At 30.6% G+C, this 22,928-nt stretch carries 21 protein-coding genes; 6 read left to right on the top strand and 15 right to left on the bottom strand.

Features of this window, described 5'->3' with window-relative positions; translation table 11 throughout:
• Window positions 1-320: 320 nt before the first annotated feature.
• From HBE96_RS16510 to HBE96_RS16490, 5 genes are all read right to left on the bottom strand, one after another.
• Window positions 321-1,034: a class I SAM-dependent methyltransferase gene (locus tag HBE96_RS16510; RefSeq protein WP_169298828.1), complete on the bottom strand. Its 714-nt coding sequence runs from the start codon at window positions 1,032-1,034 to the stop codon at window positions 321-323.
• A 647-nt stretch (window positions 1,035-1,681) separates the two neighbouring features.
• The gene (locus tag HBE96_RS16505; protein ID WP_169298757.1) at window positions 1,682-2,707 is read right to left on the bottom strand and encodes a hypothetical protein; all 1,026 of its coding nucleotides are present in this window, start codon (window positions 2,705-2,707) and stop codon (window positions 1,682-1,684) included.
• Window positions 2,708-2,712: 5 nt separating this feature from the next.
• The gene (locus tag HBE96_RS16500) at window positions 2,713-3,303 is read right to left on the bottom strand and encodes a hypothetical protein (protein WP_169298827.1); all 591 of its coding nucleotides are present in this window, start codon (window positions 3,301-3,303) and stop codon (window positions 2,713-2,715) included.
• Between the two features lie 400 nt (window positions 3,304-3,703).
• Window positions 3,704-4,651 (bottom strand): hypothetical protein, encoded by a 948-nt coding sequence (locus tag HBE96_RS16495; protein ID WP_169298826.1) that lies wholly within the window; start codon window positions 4,649-4,651, stop codon window positions 3,704-3,706.
• Between the two features lie 265 nt (window positions 4,652-4,916).
• Window positions 4,917-5,570: a helix-turn-helix domain-containing protein gene (locus HBE96_RS16490; protein ID WP_169298825.1), complete on the bottom strand. Its 654-nt coding sequence runs from the start codon at window positions 5,568-5,570 to the stop codon at window positions 4,917-4,919.
• A 225-nt stretch (window positions 5,571-5,795) separates the two neighbouring features.
• Here HBE96_RS16490 and HBE96_RS16485 point away from each other — a divergent pair, with 225 nt between their 5' ends.
• Both HBE96_RS16485 and HBE96_RS16480 read left to right on the top strand, forming a co-directional pair.
• Window positions 5,796-5,966, top strand: a complete 171-nt coding sequence (locus tag HBE96_RS16485; RefSeq protein WP_169298824.1) for a hypothetical protein — start codon at window positions 5,796-5,798, stop codon at window positions 5,964-5,966.
• Window positions 5,966-7,120 carry a recombinase family protein gene (locus HBE96_RS16480; RefSeq protein WP_206154970.1) on the top strand — a complete coding sequence of 385 codons (1,155 nt, stop codon included), beginning with the start codon at window positions 5,966-5,968 and terminating at the stop codon, window positions 7,118-7,120. The genes HBE96_RS16485 and HBE96_RS16480 overlap by 1 nt, the downstream gene beginning before the upstream one ends.
• A 491-nt stretch (window positions 7,121-7,611) precedes the next feature.
• Here HBE96_RS16480 and HBE96_RS16475 read toward each other — a convergent pair whose 3' ends face one another.
• The gene (locus tag HBE96_RS16475; RefSeq protein ID WP_169298823.1) at window positions 7,612-8,037 is read right to left on the bottom strand and encodes a hypothetical protein; all 426 of its coding nucleotides are present in this window, start codon (window positions 8,035-8,037) and stop codon (window positions 7,612-7,614) included.
• Window positions 8,038-8,226: 189 nt separating this feature from the next.
• Window positions 8,227-9,117, bottom strand: a complete 891-nt coding sequence (locus tag HBE96_RS16470) for a LysR family transcriptional regulator (protein WP_169298822.1) — start codon at window positions 9,115-9,117, stop codon at window positions 8,227-8,229.
• 131 nt (window positions 9,118-9,248) lie between these two features.
• Here HBE96_RS16470 and HBE96_RS16465 point away from each other — a divergent pair, with 131 nt between their 5' ends.
• Window positions 9,249-10,028 (top strand): dimethylarginine dimethylaminohydrolase family protein, encoded by a 780-nt coding sequence (locus HBE96_RS16465; RefSeq protein ID WP_243186970.1) that lies wholly within the window; start codon window positions 9,249-9,251, stop codon window positions 10,026-10,028.
• A 274-nt stretch (window positions 10,029-10,302) separates the two neighbouring features.
• Here the strand turns inward: HBE96_RS16465 and HBE96_RS16460 are convergent, their stop codons facing one another.
• From HBE96_RS16460 to HBE96_RS16450, 3 genes are all read right to left on the bottom strand, one after another.
• Entirely contained in the window at window positions 10,303-10,818 is a 516-nt protein-coding gene (locus HBE96_RS16460; RefSeq protein WP_169298820.1) for a GNAT family N-acetyltransferase, read from the bottom strand.
• A 486-nt stretch (window positions 10,819-11,304) separates the two neighbouring features.
• Window positions 11,305-12,657 (bottom strand): 23S rRNA (uracil(1939)-C(5))-methyltransferase RlmD, encoded by a 1,353-nt coding sequence (gene rlmD, locus HBE96_RS16455; protein ID WP_169298819.1) that lies wholly within the window; start codon window positions 12,655-12,657, stop codon window positions 11,305-11,307.
• A 3-nt stretch (window positions 12,658-12,660) separates the two neighbouring features.
• A complete protein-coding gene (locus HBE96_RS16450; RefSeq protein WP_169298818.1) occupies window positions 12,661-13,215 on the bottom strand; it encodes a hypothetical protein in 555 nt (184 codons plus the stop codon).
• A gap of 341 nt (window positions 13,216-13,556) precedes the next feature.
• On the opposite strand from HBE96_RS16450, the gene HBE96_RS16445 reads away from it, so the two are divergent.
• Both HBE96_RS16445 and HBE96_RS16440 read left to right on the top strand, forming a co-directional pair.
• Window positions 13,557-15,413 carry an LTA synthase family protein gene (locus tag HBE96_RS16445; protein ID WP_169298817.1) on the top strand — a complete coding sequence of 619 codons (1,857 nt, stop codon included), beginning with the start codon at window positions 13,557-13,559 and terminating at the stop codon, window positions 15,411-15,413.
• 82 nt (window positions 15,414-15,495) lie between these two features.
• On the top strand, window positions 15,496-16,251 hold the full coding sequence (locus HBE96_RS16440; RefSeq protein WP_169298816.1) for a TSUP family transporter: 756 nt from the start codon (window positions 15,496-15,498) through the stop codon (window positions 16,249-16,251).
• A gap of 58 nt (window positions 16,252-16,309) precedes the next feature.
• On the opposite strand, the gene HBE96_RS16435 is transcribed toward HBE96_RS16440, so the two are convergent.
• Complete coding sequence (locus tag HBE96_RS16435; protein ID WP_169298815.1) at window positions 16,310-16,834, bottom strand: phosphatase PAP2 family protein; 525 nt, start codon at window positions 16,832-16,834, stop codon at window positions 16,310-16,312.
• Between the two features lie 226 nt (window positions 16,835-17,060).
• Between HBE96_RS16435 and HBE96_RS16430 the strand changes: the two genes are divergently transcribed.
• Window positions 17,061-18,401 carry a Na+/H+ antiporter NhaC family protein gene (locus tag HBE96_RS16430; protein ID WP_169298814.1) on the top strand — a complete coding sequence of 447 codons (1,341 nt, stop codon included), beginning with the start codon at window positions 17,061-17,063 and terminating at the stop codon, window positions 18,399-18,401.
• A gap of 650 nt (window positions 18,402-19,051) precedes the next feature.
• Here HBE96_RS16430 and ribH read toward each other — a convergent pair.
• The 4 genes from ribH to ribD all read right to left on the bottom strand — a co-directional run bounded on the left by ribH (window position 19,052) and on the right by ribD (window position 22,794).
• Entirely contained in the window at window positions 19,052-19,516 is a 465-nt protein-coding gene (gene ribH / locus HBE96_RS16425) for a 6,7-dimethyl-8-ribityllumazine synthase (RefSeq protein ID WP_169298813.1), read from the bottom strand.
• Between the two features lie 124 nt (window positions 19,517-19,640).
• Window positions 19,641-20,843 carry a bifunctional 3,4-dihydroxy-2-butanone-4-phosphate synthase/GTP cyclohydrolase II gene (locus HBE96_RS16420; protein ID WP_169298812.1) on the bottom strand — a complete coding sequence of 401 codons (1,203 nt, stop codon included), beginning with the start codon at window positions 20,841-20,843 and terminating at the stop codon, window positions 19,641-19,643.
• A 177-nt stretch (window positions 20,844-21,020) separates the two neighbouring features.
• A complete protein-coding gene (locus tag HBE96_RS16415) occupies window positions 21,021-21,674 on the bottom strand; it encodes a riboflavin synthase (protein ID WP_169298811.1) in 654 nt (217 codons plus the stop codon).
• Between the two features lie 40 nt (window positions 21,675-21,714).
• Window positions 21,715-22,794: a bifunctional diaminohydroxyphosphoribosylaminopyrimidine deaminase/5-amino-6-(5-phosphoribosylamino)uracil reductase RibD gene (gene ribD / locus HBE96_RS16410; RefSeq protein ID WP_206154982.1), complete on the bottom strand. Its 1,080-nt coding sequence runs from the start codon at window positions 22,792-22,794 to the stop codon at window positions 21,715-21,717.
• Window positions 22,795-22,928 lie beyond the last annotated feature (134 nt).

Raw genomic sequence — 22,928 nt, 5'->3', positions numbered from 1 at the left:
ATCATTATTAAAATCCTGAATCATAAATTAGTTTTCTCACAGCCTGCCAGGGAATGTTAACATGGAGACGAGAGGTACCATACTTGCTGTTTCCTTCCTCTGTATCAGTGAACATATTGATTTTTGCACAAGAAAAAAACCTTGAAATTTCAAGGGTTTAACTGTGTTTCTTTTTAAGCCTTACTACCGTCTCAACGTGTGTAGAGTGCTGACTGTAGATAAGTTAAATGTCGTTAAGTTTACCTAATCAAAATAATGTTATTCATAAATTTAAGCTTACCATTAAAGGTAAGCTTTTTCGTATATAAATCATTGACATTTTACCTTTTCTTCATTAGAACCGTCCATAAAAAGGATTTACCAAATACATTTTTATTATCAGACTCTATCATTTCTCTAAATTCAATTATCTCAAAATAAGGTTCTAAAATAGTTTTTAGCTTATATTCAGAAAATCCCATTCCTCCTTGCATTGAATTATCTCTGTAAACATCATAGTCAGATATGTTTGCACCACCTTTTAAATTGAAACATATCATTGCATAATACCCATCTGACTTTAAGTATTTTAAGATTGTTTTTATATATTGATTTCTTCTATGTGGCTTCATATGATGAAGACATCCACTATCATAAATAAAATCAAAACTCTCTGGTTTACCTTTAAAATCAAATATTGATTGGCATAAAAAATTTACTTTTAAAGATTGTTCTTTTGCTATTTGTTTTCCCATTTCAATAGATGTTTTTGAAAAGTCCACTCCATAAACTTCAAAACCTTTCTGTGCAAGATAAAAAGAGTTCCTGCCTTTTCCGCAACCAACATCAAGTGCCTTTCCTTGTTTTAATAACCCTCTATCAAAATATGAAATAAGGTTTTCATCAGGAATATTTTCAAAAAATGGAACTGGCTTCTCTTTATCAGAATAGAATTTATCCCACCATTCATTATCTCGTTTCTCTAAAAGATTATCTAACATAATAAGGATGTCATTTTCTGTTTTAATAATCTCAGAATTAATTTTATCAGGCATTACTAACACCTCCATATATTCAATATACTTACTTATAAATTATACCATATCTTAAAAATAACTCCAAATTACCACTTTTAATTTATATATATATCAAGATTTAAAACTCCTTGTAGCAGGTCTATTAAAGCACTCAACACATTTTATCCATATCTTTAATATAACTGTACGAATATTTATACATGCTTTTTAATCCCTCCTAAATCAAATATATTTACATATACTTTGCAATAAATATATAAATCAGTAAAAAAAAATCGTTAATTAATAATTTATTTTTTTACTAAGATATAAAACAAGAGCTTAAAATACAACTAATCCTCTATCTTATCTGATATTATACGTGAATTCGTTAACTTTTAACATCCAATATCAATTGTGCATATCCATCAGCTTTACTAACTTAAAAAGTTATACTATTCTTATTTTAGCATATAATAATGTTAAGAGGTTTCTCTTTTAATATGAGATAAAAATTAGCTAATACCTCTTAACATCAAATTAAAAAAGGTTTAATCCTATTTAGGGTTAATAATATAAAAGGATTGGTACTTATTTATAAGTATTTTTATCAAAAGGTAGAGATAGAAATTCTATCTTTAAAAGAATGAAAGGTAGCTGTCGCTACCTTTTATTTATTTCATTTATTATAATGAATAGCTAACTAAGCTTATGGTCATTTTACTAAAGTCTATCTCACTTAAATTATTTGCTTTGAGTAATTCAATCAAATAATTATCATCTCGAAGTTCTTTAGTAACTGGATTTATTACCCTTCTATTTAATTCATGCTGTAAATTGTTCTTTGTTGCTTCATTAGATACTACTACCTTAAAAAACAATTTTATATCACAATTAAAAATTTTACTAAGCACATTGTAACAAATGCTATAATTCAACGCTATATCATAGGCACTTTGATTGTTAGATGAATTTAAATAATATGCTGATATTTTTAAACAGTTATCCTTGGTCGAATATCTTATTTCACCGATATATATTTTTTTTCTAACCAACGTGGCTATTGTGCTATTATATAATGACTCTTCCTTTCCTCTTCTGTTTAATTTTACTTTTTGAACCTCCACTCCTTTTAAATTCTTTAATCGTGTCTCCCTTTCACTTACTAATATATTTAAATCATATACAAATTCCTCAGTATCAATATAATTTTTTAATCCAACTCCTATATGCTTATAATATACATCAATGTGATTTTTTGAATATAGGATGTTGCAATTTATATCTTCTAAGAATTTCAACAAACTATCAAAATTTATAATTAAATCTCTTTTTTTCATTGCGGGAATAATTGATGTTATTATAAATTTTGTTTTAAATATATTATCATAGTATTTTTTATTACTATTAACTTTTGATACTGCGGAAACAGCTTGGGAGCTATTTGCGTTTGCTAAATATCTAATTGCATATTTTTTAAAAACTATAAATTTATTATTTGTATTACTGAACTTTATTTTCTTAATTATCTCCCCATTTTCAAGTTCTAATAATGCTCTTACTATTTTAAATTTATCTTTTTCTATATTCAATTCTAATGCTAATTCAACAAAATGTTGCTGTAACATTATTTTATTCCCAATCTTATCAATTACCCTTAAATATATATCATATTTTTCGCATAATTCTTGCTTTTTATCATTTGTAATCATTTTTCTCATACCCTCACTGTTTCATACTTTACATTCATAATTTCTATATAATTTTCTTTAGCAAGAATTTCATCTTGCCCATATGAGTTTGTAATAACTTCATAGCAAACTTCAATTTCATTCTCAATTTCATAACTTGCGTCTGGAATACTGATTTGTCTTTCTTCTAACATATTATATAATTCCTCATACCTACTATAATCTTCATTCTTTATTTCTTCTAATCTTTCTATAAACTCATGTCTTAACTCTGTTTCAGTTTTCCATGTTTCTTTTTGTTCTTGTGAAAGACTAAAATATTTGTTAGCTATTCCAATGTCATGTCTTATACTTTGAGCTATATAGTGGCTCTTAACGCCCCATTCATTTTCTAATAATTTTCGTCCCTCATTTGTTAGCTTGTACCCAATTAATCGTTCTCCATTATTCTTATTAAATACTTCTTTTTTTACATATCCATCATATACATAATGTTTAATTCTTGTATCAGCTACATAATTTTTTAATTGTTCATTGGTGCAATGACCACACTTACTTAGTGAAGTCAGTGCCAATCTATCTCTATTATAAAATTTTGCAATATATGACCTACTCATTTTTCTCCTTATATCATTTACATTTATTAAATAAAGTAATATACATTAAGATTATCCTCTTGGAGCTTTAGCTCCTTGCTCCATTAGGAGCAATATTCCCACAAAGGGACGAAGAGCAGAACGAAAGAAATTCGAGTGTTGTCCAAGCAACCGTCCCAAAGGGCGATTTCTAAGTGCAAGAATACTCCACAAACGACTTTAGAGAGTTGGTGGGAAGTATTCTCTGCGATGAGGTCTCCCGTCCCGTAAGTATCATTCCCAATAAAATAAATACTAATATAATAGTACATTCTTTATTTTATATTATTGTAGTATGTTCCCACATTTTTTATAACTAATAGATAGAAGTAAATAAAAATCCAGTAAAAATACTGGACTTAGTTATTTTATATGGCGAATATTATAAGCAGAATGGATTTTTTACATATGAAGGAGATTTCATATTTTTAGGTATTAAAATAGGATTTATTTTCATTGCTCCTAATAATCTTAGATATTTTGCAAATTTATATTTGCTATACTTTTTTTCATCTTTATCATTGGTGATTTCCATTGCACCCGTAACTGTATGCTTTGATATATCAACAAGTAATTCTCTTAGTGCCTTTTTATCACTTTCTTTTATTTCACTCTCTTTAATTATTTTTTCAGCAAGATAGATTTTATAGTAGTCACCCTCATACAATAGCACCCCCAAATTTTCTTCCATATATTTTTTATATAATGTGTCACTAAAATACTTTTTTAAAGTCTTTTCAATATTGTGTTGCCTTTTCATATAATTCAAATGCTTATTTTCCAGTACAACCTCAAACCGTAAAACATCCTCTTCATATTTTTCAATCGGTTGCGATTTAGATATTCTTTCAGCTTCTTTGTCATAACACTTAGATTGAATACTTTTTGAATTAAAATAGATTGTTATATCATACTGATTATACTTCCTCTTAAATTTGTATTTTTCTGCTGTCTTATTATATAAATACATAATTAATTCTCTATCTTTTTTAGTTTCTATCTTTACATCTAATCTATAATCTAATCGTATTAAAATTAACTCCCTTTTATTATCTTGAAATATATCATAAAGGTATTGATTTATCTTATCTTGAACCCTTGAATAATCAGCTTCTTTAATATCAGCTTTACCTATTAACTTAATAAAATCAATAGTGCAGTACATATACCAATTACTATAAATCTTAGTGAATGTGGTCGCTATACCTTTTTCCTTATATACATCATCTATTTTACATGATGTTAGAGATATAAACTCCCAATATTTATTTTCAAGAAAATTTATATCCTCATTACTTAATTTTAAATAAAATTTTGCTGTATGTATCATAATTATCTCTCCTTTTGTTTCTTATAGGGAATTCTATAATCCCTTTATTTTCAATGTTTAAGCTTGTACTTTTAGTGATTTTATTTTCCCGAACAGAATATATTTATATCCCCTCTACACCTTTTTATAGACGTTGTTAATTCATAATAGACAGTACATATGCTTTTTATAATTGGAATGATGTCTGACAATAGACAAAACAAAAAAGCACTTATTTTTATTGATTTAATAGTCAATAAAAATAAATGCTTTTGGCAATACGCAATTAGTAATTTATTTTTTTTAAATAGTTAAGCAACTCTTCTATCTCAAATTCGTTGACACAGTCCAATTCTTGCATAGACTCTATAAATTCATTCAAATCATAATAATATGCTTCACTATTTTCTAAAAAACGTCCTTCTACTACTTTAATTCTCCCATTTTTAAACCTACTTTTTAACATATCTTTAACTGCTTCTACTATATGATTTTCATAAATCCTTATATTTACCACATAGTCCACATTTTTGTCATCATGTTTTACAGAACATATTACCCTTACCTGTGTTTTTCTTAGTCTATTAGTTATATTCAATAGCTTATTAATAGCATTATAGTATTCCTCTTTATTATTAGCTATCCTAACCATTAACTCTTCCGCTTGTTTTATTAGCACATAATCAGTTTCTTCTATTAACTTCAATGTACTATTTTCATCAGATTCATTTAATTTTACTTCAAAACAATCTTGCAAATCTTGAATTGATATATCCAAAGCTTTCGAGAGTTTGAATACTGTTTCTGCGGAGGGGGTTTTATTTAAGTCATTTTCTATACGACTGATATATGATGAACTTATCTTCGTTTTTCCTTCTAAGTCTGTCAAAGTTATGTTCTTGTTAGTTCTTTTCAATTTAACCAAATTACCGAATTTCATTTAAAAAACTCCTTTTTAATTCCTATATACATATAGTACCACACTCTTTTCCGATATACAATTTATTTTTTTTCTTGACAATGCGTAATATATCGTTATAATTTACTTATAGTCAAATTGTAAATTATTTTGACGATACGTAAATTGTTCTCCCGAATAAATTTACCTTATATCCTAAAAAGTCTCCCCCTATTCCTATAAAAACAAACTAATGAGGTGATGTATATGCTAAAAATTGAAAGAATATTTAGTAACAGTAATAGTTTAACCCTTACCGATATAATGGATTCTCTAATTACAGAATATATCGAAAATAACTTTGTTGAATACTCCAATTCAAACAAAGCGAATTTAACTACAACATATGAAATAAGTTTAAAAGGAGATGTTGCGTAATGAAATGTGCAGTATACATAAGAGTATCAACTAATAGAGAAGAACAAAAAACTTCTTTAACTAATCAAAAACAGTTATTTGAAAAATGTATACAAGATAACGGTTGGGACTTATATGACTTTTATGAAGATGTAGAATCTGGAACTAAATCTAAGAGAAAGAATCTTCAAAGACTAATTGAAGACGCTAAGTCAAAAAAGTTTGATGTTATTCTTGCAAAAGAACTTTCACGTTTGGCTCGTAGTGGTCAACTTTCATATCAGATAAGAGATATTGCTGAAAATAATAATATTCATATAATAACCTTAGATAACGCAATAAACACAATGGAAGGCAATGCCAACATGTTTGGTATGTACGCATGGCTATACGAACAAGAATCACAACGTATTAGTATTAGAATGAAGTCAGCACTTAAAACTAAAGCTCAGCGAGGTTATTTCAAAGGTTCTTTTGCCCCTTATGGCTATTATATGAAAGACAAAAAGCTGTATATCAGTGAAGATAATACCCCAACTATAGTAAAAAGGATATTTAAAGATTATTTATCTGGAAAAGGCTTTGACAGGATAGCGAGAGAGCTTTATGAAGAAGGTATTCCAACTCCTGGGGAAGTAGCAGGAAAATCTGACGCTTCGGATAAATGGCATGGTTCATCTGTAAGACTAATTTTAGAAAATCCTCACTATACTGGTGATTTGGTTCAATGTAGGACAGAAACAATAAGTGTTACTACTAATAAACGTAATCAAAAGAGTAAAGAAGAATGTATTATAATTAAAGGTACACATGAGCCAATCATTACACAAACTGATTTTAAATCTGTTCAACAATTAATTAATTCTCGAAAAAAAATTAGACCACAGCAAAACACACACCTTTTTACTAATATTCTATTTTGTTCGGATTGTGAGCATGGTATGCACTTTAAAAAAAATAGAAAAGGATATGTCTGCGGAAGTTTCAATAAACATGGTAAAAAAGCTTGTAGTGACCATATTATTAGAGAAGCTGAACTTGCTAATGCTATATTGAGCGATATTAAATTTATGCTATCTAATATTAAAAACGAAAAATTTATATCTGAAATAAATAAGAAAGTCACTACTCAGAAGAAGAAATTAGAAAAAGAGCTTAAAAATTACTCTAAGTAAATAGAAAAATTAACAAATAAAAAGAGTAAAGCATTAAGCAAATTTATAAATGATGAACTAACAAAAGAAGATTATGACACATTTAAATTTACAATAGATTTTAAAATTAATGAACTCACTAAAAAAGAGGACGAATATAAATCACTTATCGCTGAAAGATTTAACACAACTCTTATAGATGAATTAGACAAGCTAAAAGAAAAGATTATTGATTTGAAAGAACTTACCCCAGAAGTCTTAAATAGATTTGTTGAACGTATTGAAGTTAAAGCAGATGGAACTCCGAAAATCTTTTATAGATTCTCGGAGTCATCCATTTATTTTTCAGCTTTTTTTAGCAACACACAGCACTCCACATGGCTCGATAGGATAGCAAGTACGTCATATGCTACCTCTCGTTTACGGGAACATATCTACTGACTTCTTTCTATTTATGGAAATATATCCACCGACTTTTTGCTCCTAACAGTTGTCGTAAATATATCCATTATCTAGTTCTCAAAATCATCTTCTGTTATCAACACTGCCGGAACATACTCACATTCAGGAACCATGCGTTTTATGATTTGAAAACAATCCTTAAACTCATCCCCTGGCAGAAAGAATGTCTTCTTGAATTTAGTTTTATCAGAATATGTAATAATAAATTCTATTCCACCTATATCTGTGCAGAACATATCTGTGTCATGATTTACAATTATAGGCATGACCTTAACCAAATCGGCATACAGCTTTTTAAATATTGGACTGGTAGTTTTATAAGACCACTTCCTTGAAGGATTTATTTCTGTTTCAAGCATAGGATGATATTCGTATGCTATGCTCTCCCCTGTTACTATAACCTTATCATAGTAAGCCTCGTCCACACAACAATATCCTGACGCACCCTTGATGACTATTTTGGAAATTTCAATCACAATCACACCTCCTTTTGTATGCGTATAACTTCATTTTACACACTCTACAAAAGCGCAATAGTCCAATACCAAACAAAGTCATTCCATTATGAATTCCAAAATAATTGCCGGACTGTGTGCTGTTCGGCAATTATTTTCTTGCAATTTTTGCGATGCTATTTTGTGGACGCATAGTCCCTTGTAAATATGTCATAGTTCGATAGGCTTGTACTCCTCAGCTACCCAGTGACGGGCATACTCGTAGAACCTTGATGCTGCGCCAGACAGAAGGTTATGGCTTCGGCAAGCGATTCCAAGGTCGCGGTAGCCCGGAGGGTCCAATGGAATCGCCACAATTCGTCGGTCAAAACCCTGTATCATCATTACAGACATAAGACTAATGCCCAGCCCTTTCTCTACCATAGCGATTACGGCGTGATCGTCGCTTTCTACGAAACGCGCGTCTAGGGTAATCCTGTTTTTGTCCAGAATGGCTGTAATCTCATCCTCCACACCCTCGTTAAGCGCAATATATGGCAGATTTGGCAGCTCGGAAATGTTGAGTTTTTCCATTCTGGCATAGGGAGAATCTTCGGAAAAAATGCCTACGATGGGGTCACGGTACAGGAATTCGGACTCAAGTTCTGGTAAAGTTGGGTATGCAACAAAACCCACATCCACTCGTCCATCAGCTATCCAACTGCCAATCTGAGTATCTGTTCCGTGCAGCAGCTCGAATCTGATTCCAGGGTAATCATGTTGGAATCTCTTTATCATCCCAGGGAGCCACTGTGCGGAGATACTGTTAAATGTTCCAATTCTAATAAGACCTTCACGAAGACCATTGATCTCTCCGATTCGCTCGGAAAGTCTACGCTGGTCATGAAGGACTGTTCTTATATATGGCAATAGCAGTTGCCCTTCTGTCGTAAGTTGTACACCGTTTCGTCCTCTAGTTAATAGTTTTACATTCCATTGCTCTTCTAGTGTATTTAATGCTCTAGTAAGCCCTGATTGTGTGTAGCCAAGCTCCTCCGCCGCCTGAGTCATTGTTCCAGTCTCGACAGCTTTGATAAATGCCTCGTATTGTGAAAAACTCATGATTAACCTCCTTGCCCATTATATGATAATTATTCATGGAAACCATGATATACTTGCAATTTACAAATCCTTATTTGTATTATATACTCAGATCATAGAAAAAATCGACTTAATTTTACGGAGGTATGAATATGTTTACAAAAGCTATTACTAAGAAACCTTGCAAAGCATTAATCGACGGAATATCCACAGCTCAGTTCGTAAAACCAGGCGAAAAGCCAGAATACGGATTGTCCTCCAGACAGCATGATAAATATGTTGAGATTCTTGAATCTCTTGGATTAGAAGTTTTAGATTTAGAAGCCGATGAGCGTTACCCTGACTCATGTTTTACAGAAGACCCAGCCGTTGTTATGGAACGTTGTGCAGTGATCACAAACCCTGCAAGGGACTCCCGTAATGGCGAAAAGGAAGAAATCCTTCCAGCTATTCGTAAGTTCTACTCAGATGACCAGATTTTTCACATCGAAGCTCCAGGAACAATGGAAGGCGGTGATGTAATGCGTGTAGGAGATCACTTCTACGTTGGTCAGAGCGACAGAACAAACGCAGAAGGTGCCCGCCAGTTCAACGAAATAGTTACAAAATTCGGCTACACTTCATCCACAGTACCTGTAACAGAAGGCCTTCATCTAAAGGATTTCGCAATCTACCTTGAAAACAACAATATGCTTGTTACAGAAACCGTTGACAAGCTAGAAGCTTTCAAAGACTTTAACCGCTTCGTTGTAGCCCCTGACGAACTTTACGCAATCAACAGTCTGTACATTAACGGTACAGTTCTTGTTCCTGAAGGATATCCTAAGACTCTTAAAATCATCGAGAACCTAGGCTACCAGGTAAGGCTAGTTGATACAAGCGAGTTCAAGAAAATCGACGGCAGCCTCACTTGCTTGTCACTAAGATTCTGATACTAATTCATATTTCTAACGCAGCTTCGGCTGCGTTATTTTTACGAGCAGGAAGAAAGACTAAAAGCGAAAGCAGAGCCACGACTAATACTCTGTTTTTGGAGCAGCAATCGTGGCTATTGTTAAGTCTAAAGCTTCAATGCTTCCGTGATTACCCGTTCCTTTTCAGGTGGGCATTTCGGCTGTTTGCCATTTTCAGACTTCGGTTTATTGTAATTCTCTCGCTCAATAGCAACAAATATTGCTTGTTTCACTTCCAGTTTTTATTAATTTTTTATTTAGAAATAAACATGTTTAAATCGTCCCATAGCAAAACCGATGAATTAGATGGTGTCCCTTCAAAATCATCAATAAAATCTTTATAATGCTTTGCACCCAAATGAGCATATATTCCTTCTGCCCTATCATTTCCTTTTACAATGCAGATGTACATTTTTTCATACTCATTATTATAAGCATATTTACCAATTGTAAAAATCAATTTCTTGCCGATTCCACTACCTTGAATTGATTGTATAATATGTAATGAATCAAGTAATAGACATTTCTTCAAGTCAGAATATGGCTTGTAGGCTGAAAAACCAATAATCATATCATTTTCGTCTAATGCAACAAAAGCCCCTTGTTTATCTGTATGAATATATGACGACCATTTTTCTTTTGAATGTTCATACGTCATGCTTTTCAAAAAAGAATCTGGTAAGATATTTTGATATGTGGTTTTCCAATTATCAGTATATATTTTAGCAATAGCCTGTATATCATCATCTATTACTGGTCTAATAATCATATTCATTCCTCCTATAAACTACTATTTATTTGATTACAACTTGACTATATTTTATACTTTTTTTACAATTGTTCATCTTGTAGGTGTAAATATTAAAGATATTATATCTTGTTTTGTAATATCCATTATAGCTCTTATTTTAGCTATAAGAACACCATATACTGCTAAATAATTTTTTTACTTTAAAAACATAAATTCCACGGCACAAATGCACCATGGAATAAATTTGTTGGAATACAGGTAAGTTGTAATCTACATATCCTACCGCATTTCTGCATAGTAGTAGCTACTTGTTTCCCCATCTGATATTCTTACGCAATTTTATTCTATGCAACTACATATTTATTGATACATCAATATCAATAAATAGTAGCAACACACTTTTTATTATAATATTAAAATTTTTCCACCAAGCATAAAATCTCGGTGGAAAAATGGTGGAAAATATCTATTTTAATATACTATTAATTTCTATATACCTTGATTTTACTTACTTAGCTTAACAACTGTCTCAACGTGCGGCGTATTGGGAAACATATCCATAATCTTAATCTTCTCAACTTTATAACCAGCTTCTATAAGAACCTGTAAGTCTGTAACCAAAGTTTTAGGATTACATGATACATAAACTATATCAGGGGCATTAAATTTTATAACATAATCCAATGCCACAGGATGAACCCCTGGTCTTGGTGGATCTAGTATTATTAAATCCGGTTTTTCAGTTACGGTTTTTATAACCTTAGCTACATCACCAGCTATAAATTCACAATTATTTAAACCATTTAGTTTGGAATTTTCATTTGCAGCTTTAACAGCCTCTTCTATAAGTTCAATTCCTAGGACTTTTTTAGCATTAGGTGCTACTATTTGACCAATAGTACCAGTACCGCAGTACAGGTCAAAAACTACTTTTGAAGAAGCATCCCCTAAAAATTCCTTAACTATACCATATAACTTTTCTGCACCCTTTGAATTTGTTTGGAAAAAGGATTCTGGTGCTATTTTAAACTTAAGACCCATAAGTTCTTCAATTATGTAATCTCTACCATAAAGTATTTCTACCTCATCTGCCTGAACTGTATCTGAAAAGCTATCATTTATAGTATGTAATATTCCTTTTAATTCTCCAACATAATTTAAATTTAAAAGAATTTCTTTAAGCTCTTCTAAATTGAAATCTATTTGTGAAGTTGTTACTAAATTTATTAATACTTCACCTGTGTTTTTACCTTTTCTAATTACCAGGTTTCTTAAATATCCTTCTCTTCTCATAACCCTATAATAAGGAAGGGGATTTTTTCTAAAATAACTTATTACAGTATCTAAAACTTTTCTAAAGTCTTCATCAACTATTTTACAGTTATCTACATTAACTATTCCAAAGCTTTTTCCTTTTATATGCATTCCAAGAGTTAGCTCTCCACCCTTTTCCTCATCACCAAAGGTAAATTCCATTTTATTTCTATATTCAAATTCTTCAGGGCTTTTTTCTATACCCAAAAATTCATAATCTTCAATGCCTGCATTATGGAAAAGATCTATAACCTGCTGAGTTTTTAATTCTAATTGTTTTTCATAAGGCAGAAATTGAGTTGTACAACCACCACATAAATTAAAATGTGGACATATAGGTTCTACTGCATAATCTACATTTTCTATTACTTCTAATATTTTAGCTTCTGCTTTATCTCTTCTCTTTTTGGTAATTCTAGCTAGTACTTTTTGTCCTGGAACTCCATTTTTAATAAGTACTTTAACATCATCCTGTACTGCTACTCCAGTACCTGGGAATTGGGTGTTTTCTATATAAAATTCATATTCCTTGCCTTTTCTCAATTCCTATTCGTTCCTTTCTTGAACTTCCTTTTTATTTAACTTCTGTCCTAAAGTTTTTCCTAATTTCGTATTTTCCATTATTAATGGATATAAAATTAATAATACTATTAAAAATATTAAACAAAATCCTTTATAATCTACAATATAATATCCAAATACAAGTCTTAATATAAGATCTAGTAACCCTACGCCTGCAATTGAAACTACACCTACTACTGCTGTATCAATGACAGTTGCTTTTAAAGAATTACAGCTGAATTTTGCATGAGGTTTATCAGAATCACTTACTGGAGTACTTTCTTCTTCCTTTGCAGCAACTACTTCTTCTATTGCTTCAGATTTATATGCTAGAGCTTTAGCTTCTTCTAATGCCTTGGCTTCTGCTGCTAATTTAGCTTCCTCCGCTGCTTTAGCTTCTGCTAATTTAGCTTCTTTCATTTCTATTAATTTTTTTTGTTCTTCTTTATTCTTACTTTTAAGTTCTTCTAAAAACTGCTTTCTAGCTTCTTCTTCATCTATTACTATTTCTTCTTTAATATCTTCCTTATTTTCATCCATCTTTTTTATTCCTCCTAAAAATTTCTGTTACTATAACAAGTATATTATGCTATACTATTCTCTTTATGTAAATAGTCACTTTAGTAAATACCCCCCACATAACTTAACATTTCGATACATATTTCTAATAATAAAAAAATTTAAAGCATCTATAAATTTGGCCTACAACTGCGCTTATTAATAATTTTAAACAATATTTATCTAAATTGCAAAACCTATATAAATAGTGTTTTCCTTGACAAGTGTTAATTTTTTTGAAACAATTTATTAATGTATTAAAATTATGCATATACTAATCTTATAAGCGTAATGGTAAATTTTTTACATCCAGGAGGTATAAAATGAAAAAAATAAAACCACTCATTATTACATATATAGATATAATATTATTTGTATTCCTGGTATGCGTAAAAGTGATCGTATATGGAAGACAAATGGAATCAGGATATTTTTCATATATTTCATTACTTTCACCTGTGTTTGCCTCTGTTATAATAATTGCAGCGTTATCCTTTATTTTAAGTGATAAAATACGTGCTCCTTTTTTATATATATGCAACTTAATTATAACTATTTTTATCATAAGTGATCTAACCTATTTTCGATATTTTAAAGATGTAATATCTATTTCTGTTCTTATAAATGGATTTCAACTTGGTGCTGTAAAATCTAGTGTAAGCAGTCTTATAAAACTTACCGATTTTTTTTATGCATTAGATCTTATAATTATACCTCCTTTATTTACCAAATATAAATATAGAAAAACCATTCCTCAAAAAAAGTCTGTAAAATTTTTTGCTTTTTTAGGTTTATTAACTATGGGAATAGTCATCAACTTTCAAAACTTTTATAGCTTATCAAAAGATCAGCCAAAACTTTTGACTACTATGTACAACAAAGTATATATAGTTAAGAACTTAGGAACCATTAATTATCACTATTTAGATTTCTATAACTTCCTATATGCTGATTTAAGTAAAAAAACCCCTGTATCAAAATCAGAGGAAAAAGAAATACAAACTTTTTTCCAAACCAACTTATCTTCTACTAATAATTTAAAAGGGATGACTAAAGGAAAAAACCTTATTATGATCCAAGTAGAAGCTCTTCAAGAATTTGTTATTAATGTTAAGGTTAATAATAAGGAAATTACTCCAAACTTAAATAAATGGGCAAACCGCAGTGAATATTTTAATAATTTTTATTATCAAATATCTGCTGGAGGAACTTCTGATGCTGAATTTATGTCAAATAACTCCTTATATCCAGCTTCATCTGGTGCTGCTTATTTTTTATACTGCGGTAATGAATTTAATTCTATGCCCAAAAGTTTTAAAAATTTAGGTTATTCTACTTTTGCATTTCATGGATTCAGAGAAAGCTTTTGGAATAGAAATGTAATCTATAAAAGATTTGGTTTTGATAATTTTTATAGCGAAAAAGATTATAACATTGATGAAAATATTGGTTTAGGATTAAGTGATAAATCATTTTTTAATCAATCAATAGATAAAATGAAAAAACTAAATAAACCATACTATTCATTTTTAATAACCTTAAGCAGCCACTTTCCTTATGATGATGTTGAAAATTACGGAGATTTTAATGTAGGTGCCTACGAAGATACTTTCCTGGGAAATTATTTAAAATCCATACATTATGCAGACACGCAGCTTGGAATGTTTCTAAGTAAATTAGAAGAAGAAGGAATTTTAAAAGATTCTGTAGTAGTACTGTACGGTGATCATTACGCTATTCCTAAGGATCATCAGCAGGAATTAAGCAAATTTTTAGGAAAGAACTATTTATCTGATATAGAATGGATGAAGCTTCAAAAGGTTCCTATGATGATACATTTTCCTGGCGAATCTATTAAAGGAGTAAATAGCATTTGTAGTGGTCAAATGGACATATACCCTACAATGTGTAACCTGTTTAATTTGCCTTATACAACATTCATGGGAAAAGATCTTTTTAACTCTTCAGAAGGTAATATAATCTTTAGAAATAGTTCTTTTATAGATGGTAACTATTATTACATGAGTCAAAAAAATACTTACTATAATATATCTACAGGAGAAAAAGTTAGTGAAAACGCTTTTCTAAAAAATAAAAAAACGCATGTAGTAAATCAACTTCAATATTCAGATGAAATATTAAAACATAACTTATTAAAAAAATTTGAATCTAAAAAATAGAACTTTTTAAGCGAATTTTCAAATTTTATGTTAAAATTAAAAGAAATCAGAGTAAACAACTAAATATTGGTGGTGACTTTTTATGACAATTAGTTTAATTTTTTTATGCATTGCTGGATTCTTTGCAGCTTTTGTTGATTCTATAGCAGGAGGTGGAGGTATTATAAGCGTACCAGCTTTTCTTTTGGCAGGAATTCCTCCTCACATAACTTTAGGTACAAATAAGTTTTCCTCTACCTGCGCATCATTTACTAGTTCTCTTAAATTTATGCAGTCTGGAAAAGTAGATTTAAAAATTTTAAGATTTTTATTACCTTTTACACTTATTGGTGCTGTTTTAGGTGTTAATACAGTACTTATAATAAATGCAAAATATCTTAACATGATAGTTCTTACCTTATTATTATTTGTAGGCATATATAGTTTATTTTCAAAAGAAATTGGAAAAGAAGATAAGTTTAAAGCGTTAACTAAGAAAAATTTAATTTTAGGTATACTACTTGCTTTATCTTTAGGCTTTTATGATGGATTCTTCGGACCTGGGACAGGCTCTTTTTTAATATTTGGACTTATAGGTATATATAATTTTGATTTTGTACGTTCTGCTGGAAATGGAAAGGTTCTAAACTTTGGAAGTAACGTTGCATCTTTAATAATGTTTGCTTTTAGAGGACAAATTAATTATAAGGTAGGAATACCTGTAGCTATCTTCATGATAATAGGTGCCAAGTTTGGTACTAAAGTAGCACTTAAAAATGGTGCTAAAATCATAAAACCACTTTTCGTAACTATGTCCTTATGTGTGGCTTTAAAGATACTTTATGGGGCTATTAAATAACAATAAAAAAGGGACTTCTCAGAATACACATATACATTTTGAGAAGTCCCCTATTACTTTAAACAAACTTTTTAACAATCATACTTGATATTTTAGCACAAATTAATCCTAATATCATTCCAACAAATACATCTGAAGGATAATGAACAAATAAATATAATCTTGAAAAAGCAATCAAAATTGCTAATATCAGTGCATATAAACCGTATTTCTTAAAATTACTCATAAGTACCCCTGCTGCTGCAAAACTAGCAGCTGTATGCCCTGATGGAAATGAATAAGTCGTAGGGCCTTTTATAATCATTTTCATTGTAGGTATATCTACACATGGTCTTGTTCTTTGAACAACATGTTTTATTATTCCTTCTCCTAAAATAGTAACTAATATTAAACTTAATGCTAGCATTATTCCTACTTTTCTATGTTTCTTGTTTATTAAAAGCAATGCTCCTATACATACCCACACTAATCCTTTACTTCCCATAAAAGTTATTACAGGCATTATCTTGTCCATTAATGCTGTATGCATATTTTCTTGTATGAAAATTAGCAAATTCGTATCTAAATTTTGTATTAAATGCATTATTATAAAATATTCCTTTCCTAATTTGAACTAATATATTATACTATATACAAATTGTATAAACAATGTACACACCTACAGTTTACACATTGTTTAAATATTATGTTTGTAATTATAAATATTTTTTTCGCTTTAATTAATAAAATATTTCAAGCCATATGAAATATTTATTTCATATGGCTTTTTATTAAAAGTTTCTACTAAAGTTAAGGAGGTATTCTGATTAATGAATGAAAAAAAAGGAAGTGCCGCAGCCTTATTACCATTAGGAGTATTTATGCTGCTTTTTCTCGGCGTTTCAATTATAATGAAAGACTTTTATAAGATGCCTGTAGTTGTAGCTTTAATTATTGCATCCACCATAGCTATACTTCAAAACAGAAAAATACCTATAGAATTAAAAGTTGAAAGATTTTGCAGAGGTGCTGGTAATTCTAGCATCATACTTATGTGCTTAATTTTTATTTTAGCAGGTGCTTTTGCAGAAGTCAGTAAAGCTATGGGAGCTGTAGATTCTACTGTAAATTTGGGTCTATCTGTTTTCCCGTCTAGTCTTATGGTAGCTGGTATATTTATCATTGGTTCCTTTTTATCTATGTCCCTTGGAACTTCTGTTGGAACCATAGTAACCCTAACCCCTATTGCAGTTGGAATATCACACAAAACAGGTTTGCCTATGGCATTTTTAATTGCAGCTGTAGTTAGTGGAGCTATGTTTGGTGATGGTTTATCCATGATATCAAATTCCACTGTAGCCGCTACTAAAACCCAAGATTGCGAAATGGTAGACAAGTTCAAAGCTAATATTAAAATAGTATTTCCTGCTGCTTTAATAACACTGATTATATATGCCTTTTTAACTGTAGGCATAAACATCAATCATACAGGAGCATACAACTATGAATTTATTAAAATACTGCCTTATTTAGCCGTACTTGCAGTAGCCTTAACAGGTTTTAATGTAATATTAGTATTAGTTGGTGGTATTGTACTGGCATCTATAATAGGTCTTATTTATGGATCTTTTGATATATTCACAGTATTTCAACTTTGTGCAAAAGGTATTGCAGGTATGGAGGATATATCCATGATATCTATATTAATCGGAGGCATAGGCGAATTAATAAAGTTCAACGGAGGTATAGATTATATATTACATGCAATACAGAAAAGAGTTCACTCTAAGAAAGGTGCTGAATTTGGTATAGGAATATTGGTTAGTTTAGTAGACTTATGCACTGCTAATAACACTGTTTCTATAATTATAGTTGGCTCTTTAGCTAAAGACATGTCAGAAAGCTATGGTGTAGATAGAAGAAAAGCTGCCAGTCTTTTGGATACCTTTGCATGCTTTGTTCAGGGATGTATTCCCTATGGAGCTCAACTTTTAGTTGCTTCAAGCCTTGCAGCAATTTCACCATTTTTAATAATGAAATATCTTTGTTACCCATATCTTTTAGGAATTGCATCAATATTAGCTATAATACTTGGAGTACCAAAGTTTAAAACCCCAGCTAAAAGCGGATTAAAACTAGAAGACCAAGATTCTTCCTCCATTGGAACTTAAGAATATATAAATTATATACTTTTTAATTATAATCACTCAACTTTCCCAGTTTAAAAATATTGCGACGCAACTAGATATTAAAGTGCAGTGCTAGTTTAGGTTCATTGTTATATATAATTTGGCTTAATCAAAATTGTATTTGATTAAAAGTTAATATCGCTAAAAAAATTGAGGCGGAGCCTGTTGTCTAATATATTAAATTTATGTAGAAGTTATTTTTTATTTTATATAAATATCTCGAAAATGATTAACAAGTTAGACAGTTTTCTATTAAATGATTTGTATGTCTTTATGTAAGCAATAAACATTATGAAAGCTACGCTTTTTAAATATAGAGCTAAAAGCCTTTTGAAATAATGCTATACGCAATGCACTAAGAAGAAACGTTAAGCTGTATGAAGACTGATATATGTTGTGAAGGAACATTCGATCAAATTTCGGAAGTTCTTATGCTTGAGATATTAAAAAATGGCGTAATTTTTGCCAGGACGGCAAAAGCTCCGAAAGTGACAGGAGGTCACATTTGAGGAGGTAGTCATTTTTTAATATCTCGGGCATTAGAACTTCTTAAATGAAGCGAGTGTTCCTTCACAACATATATCAGCCGGAATACAGCTTAACGTTTCTTCGGTTACTTGCGTCGCATTATGTTACTTCAATTCTTTCATAAGGTTAGCCATTTCTATAGCAGACATAGCTCCATCCCAGCCCTTATTACCAGCTTTAGTTCCTGATCTTTCTATAGCTTGCTCTATATTATCTGTAGTAAGTACACTGAATATTACAGGTATTTCTGCTTCTAAAGATACATGAGCAACTCCCTTTGATACTTCACTAGATACATAATCAAAGTGAGGTGTAGAACCTTTAATTACAGCTCCAAGACATATAACAGCATCATACTTTTTCATTGCTGACATTTTCTTTGCTACTAATGGAATTTCAAAAGCTCCTGGAACCCAGCTTATTTCTATATTATCTTCTGAAGCACCATGTCTTTTTAGACAGTCTAATGCTCCTGATAAAAGCTTTGATCCTATAAATTCATTAAACCTTCCAACTACTATACCAAATTTCAATGTTTCTGCACTTAACTTTCCTTCATATATTTTCATAATTTATACCTCCAAATTTTAAATAAATTAATTACTCAATTTTCCTCTAAAAAGTTATATGGCATTTTGCTTGTATTAAGTCAAAATTTTGTATGTGCAAAAGTTAATTTAATCACTTTCTAAATTATAATTTAAGTAAGTGTCCTAACTTTTCTTTCTTTGTTTTCATGTACTCTATGCTCTCTTTTGAATATTCCATTTCTATTGGCACTCTTTCTACTATATCTATTCCATATTCAGAAAGACCTGATACTTTTTTAGGATTATTAGTAAGAAGTCTTACCTTATTTATTCCTAAATCCTTAAGAATTTGAGCTGATATACCATAATCTCTTAAATCAGCTGGAAATCCTAATGCAAGATTAGCTTCTACTGTATCCATACCCTGCTCTTGAAGAGCATAAGCTTTTAACTTATTTAAAAGTCCTATTCCTCTTCCTTCCTGTCTCATATATACAAGCACGCCTCTTCCTTCTCTTTCTATTTGAGTTAAAGCTGCTGCTAATTGATCTCCACAATCACATCTCAAAGAATGGAACGCATCTCCTGTAAGACATTCTGAATGAACTCTTACTAGTACTGGTTCATCTCCAAAATTTTCACCTTTTACAAAAGCTACATGATGTTCTCCATTTAAAATATTTTTATATCCTACAGCTTTAAAATCTCCAAACCTTGTTGGTATATGTGCTTGTGCTACATTCTCAATAAATTTCTCTGTTTTTTTTCTATAAACTATTAAATCCTTTATAGTTATAATTTTAATATTATGTTCTTTTACAAATTCCATAAGCTCTGGAGTTCTTGCCATAGTACCATCTTCATTCATTATTTCGCAAATTACACCTGCTGGAAAAAGTCCTGCTAATCTTGATAAATCCACAGCGGCCTCAGTATGTCCATTTCTTACAAGTACTCCACCATCTTTAGCTTCAAGAGGAAATATATGTCCTGGTCTTTCAAACTCTTCTCCAGTTGACTTTGAATCTACAAGCTTCTGTATTGTTAATGCTCTGTCGTAAGCTGATATACCTGTAGAAGTTCCTACTGCATCAACAGACACTGTAAAAGCTGTTGAAAATTTTTCACTATTATCGCTTACCATAAGCTCTATATTAAGTTCTTTAAGTCTTTCTTTTGTCATAGGTGTACATATAAGTCCTCTTCCAAACTTAGTCATAAAATTTATAGCTTCTGGTGTAACCTTCTCTGCAGACATAAGAAGATCTCCCTCATTTTCACGATCTTCATCATCTATTACTACTACCATTTTTCCTTCTTTTATATCTACTAACGCTTCTTCTATGGTATTAAATTTAAATTCCATCTTTATCTCTCCCCGTATAATGAATTTATAGTCAGTTAAATAACTGCTATATACTTATTTGTTTTTAATATTTTGTATAGATTAAGAAAACATCTGTACTTTAACACTTTAATTCAAAGCAGTTTTTATGGTTAATAACATTTCCATCTTAAGTTAAACCAGTAGTTACTTGAAATATTACATAAATCCAGCTTTTCTTAACATATCCTCTGTTATTTTAGACTCTTTACTTTCCTGTTTTTCCTTCATGAAAATTAATCTCTCTACATATTTTCCTATTAAATCACACTCAATATTCACTTCTTCACCTACACTTTTTTCATAAAGAGTAGTTTCACCCTTGGTATGAGGTATGAGAGAAACACTAAAGGATTTTTCTTTTAATTCTGCTACTGTAAGGCTTATTCCGTCTATTGTTACTGAACCCTTTAGTACAATATACTTTAGCGTATCATCAGGTACTTCTACAGTAACCCAGGTAGCTATATCCTCATTTTTTATACTAACTATTTTTCCTGTGCAATCTATATGCCCGCTAACTATGTGACCACCTAATCTTTCACCTAAAGCCAGTGCTCTTTCTAAATTTACTAAACTTCCTTTTTTTAAACTGTTTAAGCTGCTTCTCCTCATAGTTTCAGGCATAACATCTACAGTAAAATTATTTTGTTTAAAACTTGTTACCGTAAGGCAAATCCCATTTACAGCAATACTGTCGCCAAGCTTAACATCTTCTATAACCTTCTTAGCTTCTATATTAATCTGAGCAGAGTTCAAGCCTTTAGATATATTTAAAACTCTTCCAACTTCCTCTATAATTCCGGTAAACAACGAGCCCCCTCCTTTTAAATATTAATTTTACTTGCTATTTTTAACTATTGAAGTATCCCTCAATAAGTAAGTCTTCTCCAATATTTTTGCAGTTCATATTTTTAATTAATGCAGCGCCCTTTAAAATTTCAACGCCTTTACCTTCAACTGGAGTTTTTGATAAAGCACCACCTATAATTTTAGGAGCTACAAAACATAATATTTTATCTACTATTCCAGAATTTACTGCTGAAAAATTAAGCTCTCCTCCACCTTCCAGTAGAATACCATCTATTCCTTCTTTTCCTAATTCCCTCATCAAATACTTTAAATCTACTCTATTATCTTTATCTTTAGGAGTAATTATTATTTTTATTCCCTTGTTTTTTAGTATTTCTGACTTTTCAGTATCAAAGCCTTCCGTACATGCTATTATAATTTTTCTTTTATCTAAAGTGGTAATAATTTTAGATTCTAAAGATATTGAAAGCTTGGAATCTAAAATTATAGCTATAGGACTTCTGCCACCTCCTGGTAGCCTGGTTGTAAGCAATGGATCATCTTTTTTAATAGTTCCTATTCCAACCATTATTCCCATTAAACTATTTCTAATTTTATGTACATATTTTCTAGATTCTTCTCCAGTTATCCATTTTGATTCCCCTGTTTGTGTAGCTATTTTTCCATCCAATGTCATAGCAGTTTTTAAAAGCACAAAAGGAATCTTTTTTGTTATGTACTTTATAAATACTTCATTGATTTTTTTTGCTTCTTCTTCTAAAATTCCTGTAACTACTTCTACTCCATTTTTTTGAAGGAGTTCAATTCCTCTTCCTGCTACTAAAGGATTGGGATCTTTCATAGCTATTATTACCTTTTTAATACCAGCTTTTAAAATAGCTTCTGCACAAGGAGGTGTTTTTCCATAATGTGAGCATGGTTCTAAAGATACATAAATATCTGCTCCTTTTGCCATTTCTCCTGCTTCTTTTAAAGCATAAACTTCTGCATGAGGTCCTCCATAGAACTTGTGATACCCTTGTCCAACAATGTTTCCATCATTAACAATCACTGCTCCTACTAGAGGATTAGGATTTACATTTCCCTGTCCTTTCAAGGCTAATTTTAGTGCTATTTTCATATAATGTTTATTTAAAGTTTTCTCCTGACTCTCCAAATCCTTACCCCTCCTTAATATATTTATTTGAATTTAATTACTGATTTTCAATTTTATTGAATTGTATAGGTATAGCTATTCCTAAATTTTATAAAATT

Source organism: Clostridium muellerianum (assembly GCF_012926525.1).
In the GTDB taxonomy this organism is placed as follows: Bacteria; Bacillota; Clostridia; order Clostridiales; family Clostridiaceae; genus Clostridium_AM; species Clostridium_AM muellerianum.
Note: the sequence above shows the minus strand (reverse complement) of the source record. Positions and strands in the feature narration are given on the sequence as shown.